Annotated in this window: 11 protein-coding genes; 8 read left to right on the forward strand and 3 right to left on the reverse strand. The window is 55.0% G+C overall.

Features of this window, described 5'->3' with window-relative positions; genetic code table 11:
* Positions 1-616 precede the first annotated feature (616 nt).
* The gene (locus B2R17_RS11220) at positions 617-2,038 is read right to left on the reverse strand and encodes a PAS domain S-box protein (RefSeq protein WP_339887925.1); all 1,422 of its coding nucleotides are present in this window, start codon (positions 2,036-2,038) and stop codon (positions 617-619) included.
* 724 nt (positions 2,039-2,762) lie between these two features.
* Positions 2,763-4,919: a cytochrome c peroxidase gene (locus B2R17_RS11225; RefSeq protein WP_286764054.1), complete on the reverse strand. Its 2,157-nt coding sequence runs from the start codon at positions 4,917-4,919 to the stop codon at positions 2,763-2,765.
* 201 nt (positions 4,920-5,120) lie between these two features.
* Here B2R17_RS11225 and B2R17_RS11230 point away from each other — a divergent pair, with 201 nt between their 5' ends.
* The 5 genes from B2R17_RS11230 (at position 5,121) to B2R17_RS11250 (ending at position 12,995) form a co-directional block, all read left to right on the forward strand.
* Entirely contained in the window at positions 5,121-6,350 is a 1,230-nt protein-coding gene (locus tag B2R17_RS11230; RefSeq protein ID WP_286764055.1) for a sialidase family protein, read from the forward strand.
* Positions 6,350-7,315: an N-acetylneuraminate lyase gene (locus B2R17_RS11235; RefSeq protein ID WP_286764056.1), complete on the forward strand. Its 966-nt coding sequence runs from the start codon at positions 6,350-6,352 to the stop codon at positions 7,313-7,315. The genes B2R17_RS11230 and B2R17_RS11235 overlap by 1 nt, the downstream gene beginning before the upstream one ends.
* Positions 7,312-10,011 (forward strand): sodium:solute symporter family transporter, encoded by a 2,700-nt coding sequence (locus tag B2R17_RS11240; protein ID WP_286764057.1) that lies wholly within the window; start codon positions 7,312-7,314, stop codon positions 10,009-10,011. The genes B2R17_RS11235 and B2R17_RS11240 overlap by 4 nt, the downstream gene beginning before the upstream one ends.
* 3 nt (positions 10,012-10,014) lie before the next feature.
* Positions 10,015-11,190: an AGE family epimerase/isomerase gene (locus B2R17_RS11245; protein ID WP_286764058.1), complete on the forward strand. Its 1,176-nt coding sequence runs from the start codon at positions 10,015-10,017 to the stop codon at positions 11,188-11,190.
* 101 nt (positions 11,191-11,291) lie between these two features.
* Complete coding sequence (locus B2R17_RS11250) at positions 11,292-12,995, forward strand: hypothetical protein (RefSeq protein WP_286764059.1); 1,704 nt, start codon at positions 11,292-11,294, stop codon at positions 12,993-12,995.
* A 10-nt stretch (positions 12,996-13,005) separates the two neighbouring features.
* On the opposite strand, the gene B2R17_RS11255 is transcribed toward B2R17_RS11250, so the two are convergent.
* The gene (locus B2R17_RS11255; protein ID WP_037254690.1) at positions 13,006-13,875 is read right to left on the reverse strand and encodes an AraC family transcriptional regulator; all 870 of its coding nucleotides are present in this window, start codon (positions 13,873-13,875) and stop codon (positions 13,006-13,008) included.
* A gap of 277 nt (positions 13,876-14,152) precedes the next feature.
* Here B2R17_RS11255 and B2R17_RS11260 point away from each other — a divergent pair, with 277 nt between their 5' ends.
* Genes B2R17_RS11260 through B2R17_RS11270 form a run of 3 tightly spaced genes read left to right on the forward strand, consistent with a single transcriptional unit; the run spans position 14,153 to position 16,910 of the window.
* On the forward strand, positions 14,153-14,965 hold the full coding sequence (locus B2R17_RS11260; RefSeq protein WP_286764060.1) for a PIG-L deacetylase family protein: 813 nt from the start codon (positions 14,153-14,155) through the stop codon (positions 14,963-14,965).
* Entirely contained in the window at positions 14,962-15,795 is an 834-nt protein-coding gene (gene nagB, locus B2R17_RS11265; protein WP_286764061.1) for a glucosamine-6-phosphate deaminase, read from the forward strand. Before B2R17_RS11260 ends, nagB begins: the two co-directional genes overlap by 4 nt.
* Positions 15,792-16,910: a Gfo/Idh/MocA family protein gene (locus B2R17_RS11270; protein ID WP_286764062.1), complete on the forward strand. Its 1,119-nt coding sequence runs from the start codon at positions 15,792-15,794 to the stop codon at positions 16,908-16,910. The genes nagB and B2R17_RS11270 overlap by 4 nt, the downstream gene beginning before the upstream one ends.
* Positions 16,911-17,089 lie beyond the last annotated feature (179 nt).

A 17,089-nucleotide genomic window follows, 5' to 3' on the forward strand; every position in this document is an offset into this window, starting at 1 on the left:
CTCTTGTCGCGTAGTTGCTACATGACAATTCATCCTTGGCAGGCGAGGTTTGCGCTATAGCGCCGATCGCTAATGGCGACTTGGTTCCCACCAGAGGGCCCGAACAACAAGCGGCATCTCCGTATTCGCGCAGCTCCGAAATCGTTGGCTGGCAACTCTTCCTATTCGCTGAATCGGCAGCAATGTCAGCAGTCAGTTCAAATATAGGTTTCTCCCAAATGGGTGGCTCACGCATGACAACTAAATACTCATACGTCCACTTTGAACATTCTTTGACACGACAAGTCTTACACTACGCTACCACGCACGCTCAACATGAACACCCGCCTGGGGATGCCCCTCAATTTGTGAAATCTCTACTACTCAATAGTGTTTCTTGATCGATACTGTTATGGGGCAAAGAGCAAAGCTCGGTCAGCATCCACTCGACTCGCCTTGGGGCAAAGGAGAGTCACCTTGGATGCTGGCCGAGCTTGCCTGCTTTCTGGACCGAACTCTCCGGTCCATCTCAGTGTTTCTTGCGGCAGACCGCCGACAAGATGTCGACTCTTACTGTCAGACACCGAACCTGAGTGTTGCTGCGTCACCGACAACACGGTGCAATCAGAACGCTGATTCAAGACGCGGTCATGATCTCTGCGGTCATGGACAGTTTGACGAGCTCCGCAACACTCTGAGCGTCAAGCTTCTTCATCAGGTTGGAACGGTGTCGCTCGACCGTCTTCTCGCTGATCTCCAACCGGTTCGCGATGACCTTGTTCATCCGTCCCTCAACGATCTGCTCAAGGACCTGACGTTCGCGAATGGTCAGACGTTTCAACTTCTCTTTGGCTTCGGACGCCAATTTGGTCAACGTCTCCACATGCTTGCGATGCGTGATGTCGACGGCGTGAGCTTGGATCCCAATGAATTGATCCGAGTCGTTGATTAGCGGCTCACAAGTCAGCAACAACCACACCAGATGTCCGTCTTTGTGAGCAAGCCTGACCTCGTGGGCTTCTGACTTGTTTCGATGAAGCATCCGGTCTTCGATCAGCTTCGCACTTTCAGCCTCCGCCAGTTGGCAGAGATTCAAGCCTGCGATGCTATCCACTTCTTGACCGAGCATCGAGGCGAACTTCCGGTCGACCTGAAGGAGTCTTCCGTCGAGGTTAAGGACCGCATTGCCTTCCGCGTTGGTCAACACCATTTCGCGGTACTGTTCTTCGCTCTTCTGAAGAGCCGAACGCAAGGCAACAGGCTGGGTGATGTCCTGAGTCGTCCCTCGTCGAACCATCTTTCCGTTGACGTTGGTCAACCAAACGGTGGCAGCATAATGCCGTATGGGGCCGAAGGCAGGATTGCTCGAAAACTCAAACCGGCGCACATCGCCTTCAATGAACGGCGGACGATTGACCTCGATTATCTTTTCGCGATCATCCGGATTAACCAGCTCAATGAACCCTTCAAAAGTGGGTGGTCCTAGCGATGGATCCATGCCGTGCAGATCATACAGCTGCTTTGACCACCACGCGACTCGTTCACCCTCCACCCACTCCCAACTGCCAACTCGAGAATTTGCTTGAGCCGAATCGAATCGGTCATTTGCCAATCGCAACTCTTCTTCAGTGTCTTTCGCGTGAGTTACATCGATCGCCGTGGCGTTGACGATATCGGTTTGTCGATCGCTAACTTGATTGGCGACAAATGTGTACCGCAACCAGATCGTTGCGTTGTTGCCGTGAGTCATGGGAAATTCATCCACAACGCACCTGGTCGAACTTTCGCGAAGACTTTCTACGAATCCAATGAATCGGGACCGTTGTTCTGCATCAACCCATTGAGAAAGCGGTTGTTCAATCAGGTCACTTTCCTCTCGACCTATCATCTTGGCGAGGGTTCTGTTGACGTCTTGGACGACCATGGTCGCGGTCTCAAGACGCAAGAAACCTATTTCAAATTCATCGAGAGCACTTCCGAGGTTTGCAATGGATTGATGAGCAACATCGATTCTTTGATCGGACTTTGCGCGGTTGGAGTCTTTCGAGTTCGGTGTCATCAATTCATTTGCCTAACTTCGTTCACCCGGATTGATCGTCCAACCGAGGATCCCGTTAAAAAATTGTGTCCGTGTCATCACATCCGTTCAGATTCTTCGCCAAAACCATCCAGGTTTGATCCGTACTGCAAATGCCGAGCCTCAGACTCACGACACAGACACATCAATCATGTAGCAATCATTCCGTCAATTTGGTGGCGGGTTTCGCCGCTTCGATCAGAATCGCTGCAATGTCCGACGTAGGAACGAAATCACATTCGGTCACCCGACAAATTCTTTCCTTTGCCGACCGCTATACCGCGAACGCCCCAGCCAAACCGATGCTTCGATGTTGATCGCGGACGAGATCCGAGCCAACCAAACAATGCGTACCACAGACTGGAGAACTGCGGACCGCAGCAACTCGTGTGCTCAGTTTACAGCGCCGCTGATCGGCATTCGAGTCGGTGAAGAGCTGTTTCTCGGTTTTGTTCCCAGGAAACACAGTTCCTCCTGGCGCGACGCCTGTGGACCGGCGTACAGGTCAACAAACTACGCGCGGACTCAAGCCGGCTAGATCGTGCGATCAAAGCATTTTCCGTTTCGGTGCAACGCCTGCCAAATTCATGCTGACACGTTTTACGCGAAATCAGTTTGGATGCGATATCCAAATGCAGTTTCTACTGAAAACCGCAACCGGAAGGCGAAGTATTCGCCACTCCGTACAAAGAAAGATCGATTGTCTCTACAGACTTCTCAGATAGCGAATGAGTTGCAACTGCTCCTCATCGGAAAGGTCTCTCGGCAATTGGTGTCGGAATTCGCCGACGACTTGTTCCAAGGATAACGCACGCAGGTCATGGAACAGTCCATTGAGATGACCTACGCCGCGCAGAGATGGTGGATTGAACTCCTTCGTCCCTCGTTCGTCATCCAGCCCGACGTCATAGGTGGCTTCGGATGTGAACACGTGTCCTGAGTGGCAAGCGACACAATCCAATGTTTCGAACAAGTGCCGCCCCTTCTCAATGAGCAGTCGATCCGCCTCCGATCCAGATGTAGCAGCGGCAGGCGGTGGCGGAATCGATTTTAGGAATGCGACCAAATCAGAAACGTCGCGATCGTTCAACCTTCTTCCTTGCATGGTCAGCCGAAGCGTTTGTTTGACTTGTTCGTCAATCTCCGACTTGTCGCCAATCCAAGCCCATGGTCCGGTTTGCCCGACGCCTCGAAGCGACAAGACTCGCTTCGGCGCCCCCTCGCCTCCGTCGCTGAGCGTGTCGGCCAACGATCCGCTTGTGTGCCCATCGGTATGACAACTGTGACAGCTGTACCAACCACCTCGCGAAAGACTGGCGTCGAAGAACAGAGCCTCGCCACGATCAGCCGGCTCCAGCTCCGGTGCAACGCCGAGGTTCATAGTCGTCGCAGTCGCAAACAACGCATCGACTCCATCAGACGCGTCCGGACCGATTTGGTAGCTTGCGATCTTTCGCACGGGCAGCACCGGTTCGGCCTCCGGATCATCGGAAGCTCGATAGGATTCGCTCTCATACCCCGCATCCTCAGACTCGCCGTCGTCGCCATCCAACTCGTAGTCGCTGGTGTCATAATCTTCGGTTCGGTAACTCTTCTCTTCATACTCGCTCGAACTGTATTCCTGCTCGTCGTATGACTCAGGCTCCGAATACGGTGTCTCGTCCTGCGATGATTCACCGCTCACTTTCGGCTGCTTCCTGACAACGCTCGCGTCGGAATGAAAATCGATCCGGGTCAGGGTGTCGGACATTTCATTGGCAACCAAGAATCGATCCGCCGAGATCTCCGCGATCGCTACCGGACGTTTGCCCGTCGGGATACGGGTGACACCGATGCCATCGGGTTCAACCACACCGAGCTGCCCAAGTCCGCCAATCGTCACGAGCAATCGACCATCGTGTCGCATCAAAGCCGCATTGGGGTCACCGGCACCTCGCGTGTTGTTACCAACAGCAATGAAACGACTGCCGCTCATCAAACTCGCTGAGGGATCAACGATCGATTGAATGGATATTTCGCGCGTCGCATCCGAAACCATCGATCCCCAAATGATCTCACTGCTTCGCGGCGGTGCGATCTCGTTGATCAACTCGTGAGTCACATAGACGTTCTCGCCACCTAGCCCAAGCGTCAGCCCGCGAATGTTGTTTCCGGGTATCTCACGGATGGACTCGACCTGAAAGTCATCCAAACGAATGACGGCGACTCGAGGCCCAAAGGCATCGGCAACCAACAACCGAGATTGCTCCGGGAGCAACAATTGTTCACGTGGGGAAAAAGGCAGCTCAACGTTAGCCAAGACCTCTGGTGATTGCCCAATCGCTTTCGGCAAACTCACAAAGGTGACCCGTCTCGCCCAAGTCGAGCAAACCGAGCACCACTCGCCGTCACTCGTTACTCGAACCGTCGCCGGTTCATTGGGCATTGCGAATTGCCACTGCAAGCGAGGTTCGCCGTCCTTGACCTCAACCGCAGTGAGTCGCCCCTCTTGTTCGGTCACGAGCAAACTTTGGCCGGATCGAACCACATCGGTCGGATGCCCGCCGAGTTGATACTCGGATTTCACTTGCAAGGACTCCGTGTCAACGAAGCTGAGCGTCCCGCTCCGGCGATTCGCGACGACGGCACGGCCGGATTCCATCGCGACGACCGCGACCGGTCGACGATGCAGCTTCGTCTCAGGTGTGACAAGCGGAAAGACCTTCTCCGCGTGCTGAGTTGCCTTTGTATCAACGCTGGCCAACTCGTTTGGCTGGTTGCTCCAAACGATCATCGCCGGCCCGACCAACACAGCGCAAAGCGTACCGATCGCGAAAAAGGGAAGGGCCGTGATTCGACGGCTTGAAAGTTTGCTTGAATTCATCGCAACAGTATGACCCGATCATTTGCCGATGTCACGCAGACCTGTCGATGAGGACCAGTGATTTGCAAATCGCAATGACAGCGGGCGACCCGCCGAAGCCACCCCACGTGTCGGCGCCGTGCTATAAAGCCAATCCGCAATCACGGCTCACTCGCCGTCCCACCCGCTCACGCCCACCCATTCTCCTCCACGGAGTTCGTTGTGTCCCGCCTGCTATCCGATCCGCCTCATCGCAGAGTCAGCCGTCAATTCGTCTCGGCAATCCTGTTCCTTTTCGCGGCAATCTGCTTTCTTGTCGCGATGTTGCCGATCGACGCCCGAGCTGGCGATCACGCCACCGGACATCGCGAGATCGTCGATGTCTTTGTTCCCAAACAAGACGGATATCCCGCGATTCGCATTCCTTCGCTGGTCACCACCAACGACGGACCCTTGCTCGCTTTTGCCGAAGGTCGGCAAGGCGGAGATCATTCCGACAACGATATGATCATGAAGCGTTCAACCGACAACGGATCCACCTGGAGCGACGTTGTTCTGATGAACGATCAAGGCAAACTGTCCTTGAACAACCCTCAAGCCGTTGTGCTTGATTCCGGCCGTGTCTTGTTGATGTATCAACGCAGCAAGCTCGGCGAACACAATGCGTCGGACGGCTACGGACCTGATTCGTACTTTACGTTTGTCCAGACGAGCGACGACGATGGGCAAACTTGGTCCGCACCGCATGACGTTTCAAAGCAAGTCAAACGCGAAAAGAATGTGACGAGCGTCGCTGCGGGTCCAGGCATCGGAATCATCCTGCGGAATGGTTCCCACAAGGGCCGAATCATCATGCCGTTCAACCAAGGTCCGTACAACAATTGGCGAGTTTACGCAGCGTATAGCGACGATGACGGCCAAACTTGGAACATCGGCGACGTGGCTCCGGGCGACGGCAAGGGCCACGCCAACGAAGTCCAAATGGTCGAACTTGCGGACGGTCGTGTGATGCTAAACGCCCGAACGCAAGGCAAGGGCTCAACGAAACATCGCAAGGTCGCCGTTAGCGACGACGGCGGGCAAACGTGGTCAAAACTTCAGATCGATCAGACGTTGATTGAGCCCACCTGCCAAGCATCGATCCTTCGCTACTCGTGGCCGTCGGAAGGCAAAAGTCGAATCTTGTTCGCCAACCCGGCGTCTCAAGCCAAACGCGAAAACGGCGTTCTTCGTGTCAGCTACGACGAGGGTCAAACTTGGCCTGATCAAACGAACATCTACGCCGGCGATTTCGCCTACTCTTGTTTGACGCGAATGCAGGACGGTCGCATCGGTGTCCTCTTCGAACGAGACAACTACAAGACGATCAGCTTCACCGCGATCTCGTTGAGCGAACTGGAACGCTCGGGATCGCAAAACGGTTCGGATGCCACTGACAAGGAGGAGAACTGATGGTCGATGAATCTCTGATGATGCAGCGGATGTCCGGCCGAAAACTATCGGGATTGATCGCCGCGACCTACACCCCAATGAAAGCGTGCGGCGATCTCAATCTAGATATTGTCCCCGCCATGGTCGAGAAACTGCTAAACGACGGTGTCTCCGGACTGTACGTCTGCGGCAGCACCGGCGAAGGAATGTCTCTCACCACGCCAGAACGCCAACTGGTGGCCTCGGCCTTTGTTGATGCGACCGCCGGTCGAGTTCCGGTGATCGTTCAGGTCGGGCACAACAGTTTGCGTGAGGCACAAGAACTGGCCAAACATGCCCAGCAAATCGGCGCCGATGCGATCTCCGCGACTTGCCCATCGTATTTCAAAGTTGCCAACGTGCAGTCACTCACTCTCTGCATGCAAGAGTTGGCGTCGGCGGCGCCGGAAACTCCTTTTTACTACTACCATATTCCGATGCTGACCGGATCCAGCATCGACATGGTGGACTTCCTCACTCAAGCGGATGAAGCCATCCCAACGCTCGTCGGACTGAAGTACACCGACACGAAATTGTTCGAGTTTCAACGTTGCCTGGAACTATCCAACCGAAAGTTTGATGTCGTTTGGGGCTGTGACGAGATGTTGTTGGGCGCGACCGCCACCGGAGCCCGCGCCGCGATCGGCAGCACATACAACTTGGCCGCAAAGATCTATCGGCAGATGACATTGGCATTGGCCAGCGGGCAATTGGAATCCGCTCGCAAGTGGCAATCCAAATCCATCGAGATGATCTGCACCATCGGCCGCTACCCGTTTCATCCTGCGATGAAGGCGATCTTGGCGATGCAAGGCCTCGACGTTGGGCCGTGCCGATTGCCATTGGAATCACTTTCGCAATCGCAGGTTGCATCGTTGCGAGAATCGCTCGCAGAGATCGGATTCTTCCAATGGAGTGAAGACTCTAGCAAGCCAAGTGACGCATGATCGGACATCGCCCGCTGCGTCCTCGCGTCCGACTCCAGCATCCACGGTCCATCACGCTGAATTTGCTGGCCATTTCCATCGCGACTTGGATGCTGGCAATTTCGCCAGCGATCTCACACGCTCAAACGGAAAGGGACGAGTGGTTAAAATGGAGCGAACTCCCTCCGATCCCCAATTCCCTCGGTGTGGCGGGGCCGTTTGTTGGAGTGCACGAAGACGCGTTGATTGTGGCTGGCGGTGCCAACTTTCCGACCCCGGTTTGGGACAACGACAAAGTCTGGCACGATTCGATCTATGTTCTACCTCGTTCCTCAGAGAGCAGCACGGACGATGGCCCTCAATGGATCGAAGCGGGAAAGTTGCCGAGTCCGACCGCCTACGGGGCGTCCGTCTCAATTCCTTCATCCGAGTCCGCTCACCACGGTGTGCTATGTCTGGGAGGCAATGATTCCGACGCCACTTTCCGCGACGTCTATCTGCTGCGATGGGATCCATCTTCGCGGCTCATCGAGCGAATTGACTTTCCCGCTTTGCCGGAACCCTGCGTCCATGCATCCGCTCAACTCATTGGGAAAACCGTCTACGTCGTCGGCGGACAGAGCGGCAGTGATCTCTCCACCGCGACATCCCATTTGTGGGCGTTAGACTTGAGCCAATCAGATGATCCAGCTTCGCTTGTCTGGGCCAGACTGGCCGATTGCCCTGGCCCCCCGCGTGCCTTGCATGTGACCGCGGCACAGCATGATGGTTACGAAACATGCCTCTACTCCATCAGCGGTCGCCGGCAATCGCAATCAAGCGTTGAATTTTTGACGGACAATTGGGCGTATCGCCCAAGCACGAACGCCTGGCAGCAGAAAGCCGACGTCCCGCAATCGGTGATGGCAGGAACGGCAACTCACATCGGACAAAGTCACATTGTGGTGCTCGGTGGCGACGACGGCAGCCTGTTCGGCCAGGCCGACCAGCTCAAAGACGACCATCCCGGTTTCCCAAAGAAGACTTTCGCCTATCACACGATCACCGACACCTGGACCGAAGCCGGCACCAGTCCTGCTAACCACGTGACGACCACAGCCGTGCACTGGGGCGATTCGGTCATCGTCGCATCGGGTGAGGTACGACCACGTGTTCGCTCGCCGGCCGTTTATCAAATCGAACTCGCTGAATCGGAACGCAGCTTTGGCACGCTGAACTACTTCGTTTTGTTTGCCTACCTAACTTCCATGTTGGGCGTTGGCGTTTACTTCGCTCGCCGGAACCGAACGACCGACGACTACTTTCGCGGCGGAAGCCAGATTCCATGGTGGGCGGCCGGGTGCAGCATCTTCGCAACGATGCTCAGTTCGGTGACCTTCACCGGAATCCCATCCAAATCCTACGCCCAGGACTGGACGTACTCGATCGGCAATTTCACGATTCCATTGGTCGCGTTCATTGCTGTTTATGTAGCAATGCCATTTTTTCGCCGGATTGATGCGACCAGTGCCTACGAGTACCTCGAGAAACGATTCAACCGAATGGTTCGTTGGTTTGGCAGCCTCAGCTTCTCGTTGTTCCACGTTTTCCGGATGGCGGTGGTGATGTCATTGACCGGACTCGCATTGTCGGTCGCAACGCCGCTCACGCCACAACAAGCCGTCTTGCTGATGGGCGGACTCAGTATTGCCTACTGCACGCTTGGCGGAATCGAGGCCGTCATCTGGACCGATACCATTCAAACCGTCGTGTTGCTCGGGGGCGCGTTCCTGGCCATCGTCTTGATGCTGATGGGGACCGATGGCGGCTTTGGCGGCAGTTGGGAACATGCCGTGGACGCAGACAAAATGCGACTGGCGAATTTGCACTTCAGCCCCACGCACGCGCAAATCGCATTGTGGGTCATCGTGGTAGGAGCGATCGGGCAAAACCTTTCGTCCTACACCGCCGATCAAGCCGTCGTCCAGCGTTACATGACGACGGCGTCGCAGTCGCTTGCCGCTCGATCAATTTGGACCAATGCGGTGCTCACGATTCCCGCGACGATCCTCTTCTTCGGAATCGGCACAGCGCTTCATGGTTTCTATCACTCGCATCCCGAGCGGCTATCACCAGCGATCACGACCGATCAAGTCTTCCCGTTGTTCATCGCTCGCGAGATGCCAATCGGATTGGCGGGCCTCATCGTCGCCGGAGTTTTCGCGGCGGCTCAGTCCACTGTATCGACCAGCATGAACTCCACCGCGACGGCGTTGGTAACGGACTTCTTTCGACCGCTGAGATTGTGTCGCAGCGAACGCGGCTACTTGATCGCCGCTCGCACACTGACATTCTTACTTGGTGTTTTGGGCACACTGCTTGGTTTGGTATTCGTCGACCCGAGTATCAAATCCCTGTTCGATACCTTCATCGTTGTGATCGGTCTGTTCATGGGCGTTTTGGGCGGACTCTTCGTGCTCGGTGGATTGACCACGCGAGCGAATTCGATCGGAGCGATGGTGGGGGCAACCATCGGCGCAGCAACAATGTTCACACTCTGGCGATTCACCGACGTCAACGTATATCTCTACACAACCTGTGGCATCACGAGTTGTTTTGCATCAGGTTATTTTGCCAGCCTGCTGACATCACCGCCAACAGATTCTTTGGCAGGATTGACCATTCACACTCTCGGCACGTCCGCGTCCGCCGCAACGGTCGCTCCGGTGGAGAGCTGACCAGTGGATCTTGAGCGACGTCAAGCATTGATCGATGTGTACCGAGATGGGTTGCTGCGTGACACCATTCCATTCTGGTGCAATCACGGCATCGATTACAAAGACGGTGGGTTCTTCACCTCGCTGAATCGCGATGGAACCATCATCGACACGGACAAAGGAGTTTGGCAACAAGCTCGAGCAACATGGTTGTTCGCTGAACTGTACAACAACGTGGAGCCTCGGGACGAATGGCTGCAACTGGCTATCCGCGGTGCATCGTTCTTGGACCAGCATTGTTATGACTTGGCCGATGGCCGCATGTGGTTCCATGTCACCCAAGACGGCCAACCGATTCGAAAACGACGTTACGCGTACTCGGAATGCTTCGCGGCAATCGCATATGGCGAACTCGCCTTGGCCACCGGAGAAGCTCACTACCGCGAGCAAGCGATTCAGGCTTTCAACCGGTTTGTCGACCACAATTTGAACAGCGTCGAAGCGAGCTCAAAATTCACCGCGACTCGGCCGTCGCGAGGCATGGGCTTCCCGATGATGACCATCGCGACCGCTCAAGAAATGCGGCAGTCAATTGGTTTGGTGAATGCCGATCAATGGATTGACCGTAGTATCGCCACCATCCGCGAATTTCACCTCAAGCCAGACATTGAGTGTGTGATGGAAACGGTAAGAGTCGATGGTCAGCTCCTGGATCATTTCGACGGACGCACGCTCAATCCGGGACACGCGATCGAGGGAGCTTGGTTCATCATGTGGGAAGGTCATTTGCGCGGTGACACGAGCTTGATCGAAACCGGCTGCCAAATGCTCGACTGGATGTGGAACCGCGGTTGGGACGAGAAGCACGGTGGAATCCTGTACTTCGTCGATGTACGAGGTTTGCCCGTGCAAGAGTACTGGCACGACATGAAGTTCTGGTGGCCGCAAAACGAAACCATCCTGGGAACGCTTCTTGCTCACCTGCTGACCGGCGAAGACAAATATGCGCAGTGGCACCGGCAGGCACACGACTGGGCCTACTCTCACTTCCCCGATCACAAACACGGCGAGTGGTTCGGATACTTGCACCGCGACGGAAGCCTGAGCAGCGAACTGAAAGGTAACCTTTGGAAAGGGCCGTTCCATTTACCCAGAATGCAGTACATAGCTTGGAGATGGCTGGAGAAAGATCTCTTCTGAACGCGGCAATTCCACTATCGCCTCAGTGGCTCCCCTATAATTCCAGCAGGCATCGCATGTGAATTGACGCCTGAACTCGCGAACCTCGAGGGCCACTTGTGATGAGATTATCGCTGCTAACTGCCGTTGTATTGTTGTTTGCGGTAACCGACCGTTGTTCGCTTTCAGCGGACGAGAACGATCTGTTCACCATCGTGGGCGAACAAACGACACAAACGATTGCTGTTCAAGTCACCGATCCCAATGACGATCCGATCGAAGGTGCGGTGGTGACTCCGTGGGCACTTCGGTACTCGCAGGGCCACGGACATTGGCTCAGCAATGGCAAAGACGCTTCCGAAATGAAGCCGGAAGCTGCCCGAACGGACAAGCACGGAATCGCGAATATCTCCTACCCGTTCTATCGTGATGTCGCCGAAAAATCACGAACACTGCAAGTGTCTGTGCATGTTCGACATGAGTCATTCTGTTTGGCAGATGCAATTCACATGGACGTACCGTCCGACGACGTGTTTGAAATCGAAATGCAGCCGGCAGCAAGCATCCTTTTCCGGCCGCGCATCGAGCCAGACAACGACTTCGCGATGGACCAAATCCAAGTCCTTCGTTCCGACATCGGTTCTTGGGAAAATAGTTTCCGCCGGGAGATCCAAGGCGACCAAGTCCGCGTTGATAATCTGTTCCCCGGTGAATGCGACTTTCTCTTGGTTCGTCTGGTCGATGGGGAACCCACGCACTTCAGTGGAATTTTCGAAGTCGAACTCACCCCTGGCGCAAACACGCCGATGGATGTTGCGCTTCATTCCGCCACGGCCGTCTCCGGAAAACTTGCAGACAATGTTCCGCGTCCAGTCGTCGATGGCCGTGTTCTGGCGATGACCGTTCCGCCAAAGTCAGCTCGGGAACGGGTGACTTGGTCATCTTGGGTCCCAGTCAACGCCGAAGGGACCTTTCTGATTGAAGGCTGGCCGAGAGATCAATCCATTCAAATTATCGGGCTAACCGAAAATCACCGAGTCCGTTCCCCGGAAGCAGCCCAAACGCTGAACAGTCGTCACGGTCACCCTCACATCTTTGATCCGCCGTTGGACACGCCGATCACTTTGGAGTTGGAATCATTGCATCCATGCCGGGTCCAGGTGAAAAGCATGGACGACAAACCGCTTCGCGACGTGAAAGTGACCGCCTATCCAAACGTCTCGTGGACCAATTGGGGATCACAAGTTTACGGCACACCTTTAACGCGGAGTGCGGACTTCTTTGATACCCCCGACTTGCTCGCGTACTTCCAAAATCAACAAAACCAGCCTCGCTATCCATCGACATTTATCGACCAAACCGACGAGGATGGCATCGCAAGGATCAAATTGCCTGTTGGCACCTGGGAGCTTTACGTTGACGACGATCGCTACGAGGTACCCATCGTGCTCGGACGCCGGAATTTCAAGATGGAAGTCCCCAACGACTCCGAAAATTCAATCGTGATGCGGTTGGTTCCCAAGGGAACGGACTTGCTCGGCGACTACGACAAGCTGGCGGGAATCGTCTTCGGCTGTTCCACGCGAGATGGAGAGAGGATCTGTGCGTTGCCGGAAGTTCGCGAAAAAATGGATCAGTTTGTGCGTCGAATTCAGGAAGCCAAAGATCCGCAAGATCCCAAAATCCTCTCAGAGGCGTTCATGGTTGTGTCGGACGCCTTCCTCAAAGGCGGTGACCAAGAAGAAGCGGCGAAGTGGCGGCGAAAGTCACTGAAAATGAAGGTCAAACTGACACAAGCAATTTCGAAGGAAGAATCTTCCAACTGAGATCGATCGTTCAAACCGCGATTCGAACTCGATTGCGGTACTCACGAGGTGTCATCTTTCGGTGTTGCTGAAATCGTCGATTGAAGTTCGACAAATTTTGATAGCCCGATTGCTGGCTGATCGACAAAATCGAATCGTCTGTGTCGGTTAGCAATCGACAAGCGAACCCGATCCGCAACTCATTGATGTACGCGGACACCGTTCGCCCGGTCGATTGCTTGAAGAACCGACTGAACGCGGAAGCATTCATGTCCGCCAGTTCCGCTAACTCGCTGTGCGTCAATTCGGGATCGGTGAGATGGTGCGTGATGTGGTCGCAAATCACCTGGATGCGAGTCTCCACTTCTTCGTTGTTGCTGGCCCGATACAGATGCGACGCTAGAGGTTCGGCTTCGGTGCAACTTGCAAGTTGATCCAAGATTGAAAGCAGTGTTACCAAACGTCTCGCTCCCCGCTGCTTTTCCAAATCGATCAGTTGGCTACCGATCGATTCCGCCATCCTTGCCGGGAACCACAGCCCGCGACTGGCACGATGAAGCAAACGATGGACTTCCACCATCTCGTTGAGTCGAAAGAAATCGGGCCCCAAGAAGTCAGGATGAAATTGCAACACCATCGCGGAATGCAAATCGTAAACCTGGCCTCGGTATTCGTCGGATGCCCACGTGTGCGGCAATTCAGATCCCAACAACACCAAATCATGATCGGTGTAACTGCCGATGTGATCACCCACCATTCGTGAACCCACGCCCGACGGAATGTAGGTCAATTCAACCTCGGGGTGCCGGTGCCATTTGACTGGCGACTGCAACGAAGCACGGTCAAAACATCGAAATGATTGGCCGTCGTTGGGAACCAGCTTTTCGTAGGAGGCTTTCATGAACACGCCATGGTTCGAGTCAGTCAGAACGTTGCAATGGAATGGTTGGAGACGCCGTTCGGTGGAAATTGCCGGCTGGATCCATTCACCGCCATGCCAGCGACGCTCGCGCGCAGAAAGTATTACTTCCTGGAAAAATGCGCGTAGTTTCATAATCGGCCCCGTGACCGCGCAAACAGAGTACCACAAAAGGGCAATCATTGTGGAGAAACATAAGCCCTGAGTCTGCAGAATGACGCCCGACAGATCGCATCCCCTAACCGTGAGTCGCCCCGCCATGCCAACCCGTCCCTCCGTTCCTGATCGAAAAGTGGCGCTCGCCTTCATGGCCCACCCCGACGATGCGGAGATCTCTTGTGGCGGCACACTGATTCGACTGCAGGATTCAGGTTGGGAAGTTCATATCGTCTCCGTCACCGCGGGTGACTGCGGATCGATGAACGATGGCCCTGATGAAACCGCACGCATTCGATTCGCCGAAGGCACCAACGCGGCCGAGTTGATTGGTGCAACTTTCCACACACTCAACGAACCGGACGGTCGCCTCGTCTACGACCGCCAATCATTGCAAAAGTCGATTGATATTTTCCGGCGCATCGCACCGACGTTGGTAATCACCATGCCAATGTCGGACTACCACGCCGATCATGAAATCACCGGCCAACTCGGACGAGCGGCGAGTTTTGTTTACGCCGCCCCGAATGCCTCTTCCGAACCGGTCATCGAAGGTTCGCAGGTTCCCTATTTGTACTACACCGACGGACACGATGGCCAAGACCGAATGGGCCATGCGATCACACCGACAACGTTCGTCGATATCAGCGAACAACTCGAAACCAAAACACGGATGCTGGCTTACCACAAAAGCCAATTGGAATGGTTGCGTTCACACAACGGGATCGACGAGTACTTGACCGCAATGCGTGAACACAGCCAAGCGCGGGGCACTGACATCGGAACGCGAGCCGCCGAAGCGTTCGTACAACATCGCGGGCACGGGCACCCAGGCGATGACGTACTCTCGGCTCTCTTTCCGATCCAACACTCTTCTCACTCGACCAACTCTGCCTTGCAAGCGACACACTCATGAGTAGTACTTTGGAAAGTCCCTCGCCGTTAAACAACCCAACCCAATCCACGTCGGGGCTGTCCGTCCTGAGAATGGCAAGCGCCGGTGACGCCAGCCGACGGGTTGCGAGAGAAATCGGATCATTGATCCGTCACCGTGCCTCCCAACATCGCAACTGCGTTTTGGGATTGGCCACCGGATCAACTCCCATTCGCGTTTATCGCGAATTGGTGCGTATGCACCGCGAAGAAGGATTGTCCTTCCACAACGTGGTCACATTCAATTTGGATGAGTACTACCCGATCAAACCGGACGCGGCGCAAAGCTACGTTCGCTTCATGAATCAGCACCTGTTCGATCACATCGACGTTGTCCGTGCCAACGTTCACATCCCCAAGGGAACCATCGAGTTGGAAGCGGTTCCCGGGTACTGCCGAGACTACGACGAACTGATCGCATCGTCCGGTGGAATTGATTTGCAATTGCTGGGGATCGGACGCACCGGACACATCGGATTCAACGAACCGGGTGCCACGCGAGACACGCGGACTCGAATGGTCAAACTGGACGATTTGACTCGTCTGGATGCGGTCAAGGACTTCGGCGGCATCGAGCATGTTCCGCTGCTCGCGATCACGATGGGAGTCGATTCCATTCTGCAATCACGCCGAATTCGCTTGCTCGCGTTCGGTGAACACAAAGCTGACATCGTCCAGCGAGCCATTGAAGGCCGGATCAGCTCCACCATTCCTGCCACCTACTTGCAAACACACGGCGACGTGCAATACCTGCTCGACGACGCGGCGGCTGATTGTTTGTCCTCGGCCACGCTGGGAGAAACAATCCGATGAGTGATTCTGCTACGAACCAAGAACGCATTCGCATCCTGTGCGTCGGTGCCGGAAACATGGGCCGGTCTCATGCGTTGGCCTACCAAGCCATCGATGGGTTTGAAATCGTCGGCATCTGCACTCGGTCCAAAGAGTCCGGTGCAAAGCTGAACGAAGAATTGGGCAGCGACTATCCAACCTATCAAGACTTCGACGAAGCACTTCAGGCAACCCAACCAGACGCCGTTTGCGTTTCGACTTGGCCCGACACCCACGCACGCTTCGTGACAACGGCTTTGGAAGCGGGCTGCCACGTGTTTGTTGAAAAGCCTTTGGCCGATTCCGTCGAAGCCGCCGAAGAAATCGCAGCCACCGCATTGGCGACCAATCGCAAAGTCGTTGTGGGTTACATCCTGCGACATCACCCGAGTTGGAACCGTTTCATAGAGATCGCTCACACTTTGGGCAAACCGTTGGTGATGCGGATGAACCTGAATCAATCATCATCGGGTGCCACTTGGGAAACACACAAACGATTGATGTCGACCGTGTCGCCCATCGTCGACTGCGGTGTTCACTACGTCGACGTGATGTGCCAAATGACTGGTTCGCGTCCAGTGCGAGTTTCCGGAATCGGCGCGCGACTGACCGATGAACTCCCCGAAGGCATGGTCAACTACGGCCAACTCCAGGTCACATTCGAAGATGGCTCAGTTGGTTGGTACGAAGCCGGTTGGGGCCCAATGATGAGCGAGACCGCGTTCTTCGTGAAAGACGTTGTCGGACCAAACGGTTCGGTTTCCATCGTCGCTGAATCGGCCTCTTCAACGGGACAAAGCGACAACGTGGATGCTCACACCAAAACAGAGTCCATTCGTTTGCACCATGGAAAGTTGAACGCGGAAGGCAACTTCGCCCGCGACGACGAATGGATCCATCTGGAAGACGAACCCGATCACGACGGTCTGTGCCATCGAGAACAACAGTTCTTCCTTGACGCGATACAACAAGACAACGATTTGACTGCTCACCTGCAAGACGCCGTCAACTCAATGAAAATTGTCGCGGCTGCGGACGAATCCTTCCGAACGGGCAAAACCATCGAACTAGAAACCAACGAAACCATTAGTACTTAGACGCACGACTTAGCGGGCCAGCATCTCGACCGAGTCAGCCGTTTGGGCGTTAGCCCCGGTTCCAGCAACAAAACCATACCGAACGCCCGAACAGCCAATCCAACCAAACACCCCAACTAAACTAAACTTCGGTTGGCCCACTTTGTGGACCAATCGGATGGGATGGACGAGGTCACCAA

It is taken from the genome of Rhodopirellula sp. UBA1907 (assembly GCF_002337565.1).
GTDB classification, from domain to species: domain Bacteria; phylum Planctomycetota; class Planctomycetia; order Pirellulales; family Pirellulaceae; genus Rhodopirellula; species Rhodopirellula europaea.

Excerpts from the sequence above, each read along its gene's own strand:
- B2R17_RS11220 (WP_339887925.1), bottom strand. The coding sequence starts at position 2,038 with ATGACACCGAACTCGAAAGACTCCAACCGCGCAAAGTCCGATCAAAGA.
- B2R17_RS11225 (WP_286764054.1), bottom strand. The coding sequence starts at position 4,919 with ATGAATTCAAGCAAACTTTCAAGCCGTCGAATCACGGCCCTTCCCTTT.
- B2R17_RS11235 (WP_286764056.1), top strand. The coding sequence starts at position 6,350 with ATGGTCGATGAATCTCTGATGATGCAGCGGATGTCCGGCCGAAAACTA.
- B2R17_RS11240 (WP_286764057.1), top strand. The coding sequence starts at position 7,312 with ATGATCGGACATCGCCCGCTGCGTCCTCGCGTCCGACTCCAGCATCCA.
- B2R17_RS11250 (WP_286764059.1), top strand. The coding sequence starts at position 11,292 with ATGAGATTATCGCTGCTAACTGCCGTTGTATTGTTGTTTGCGGTAACC.
- B2R17_RS11255 (WP_037254690.1), bottom strand. The coding sequence starts at position 13,875 with ATGAAAGCCTCCTACGAAAAGCTGGTTCCCAACGACGGCCAATCATTT.
- B2R17_RS11260 (WP_286764060.1), top strand. The coding sequence starts at position 14,153 with ATGCCAACCCGTCCCTCCGTTCCTGATCGAAAAGTGGCGCTCGCCTTC.
- nagB (WP_286764061.1), top strand. The coding sequence starts at position 14,962 with ATGAGTAGTACTTTGGAAAGTCCCTCGCCGTTAAACAACCCAACCCAA.
- B2R17_RS11270 (WP_286764062.1), top strand. The coding sequence starts at position 15,792 with ATGAGTGATTCTGCTACGAACCAAGAACGCATTCGCATCCTGTGCGTC.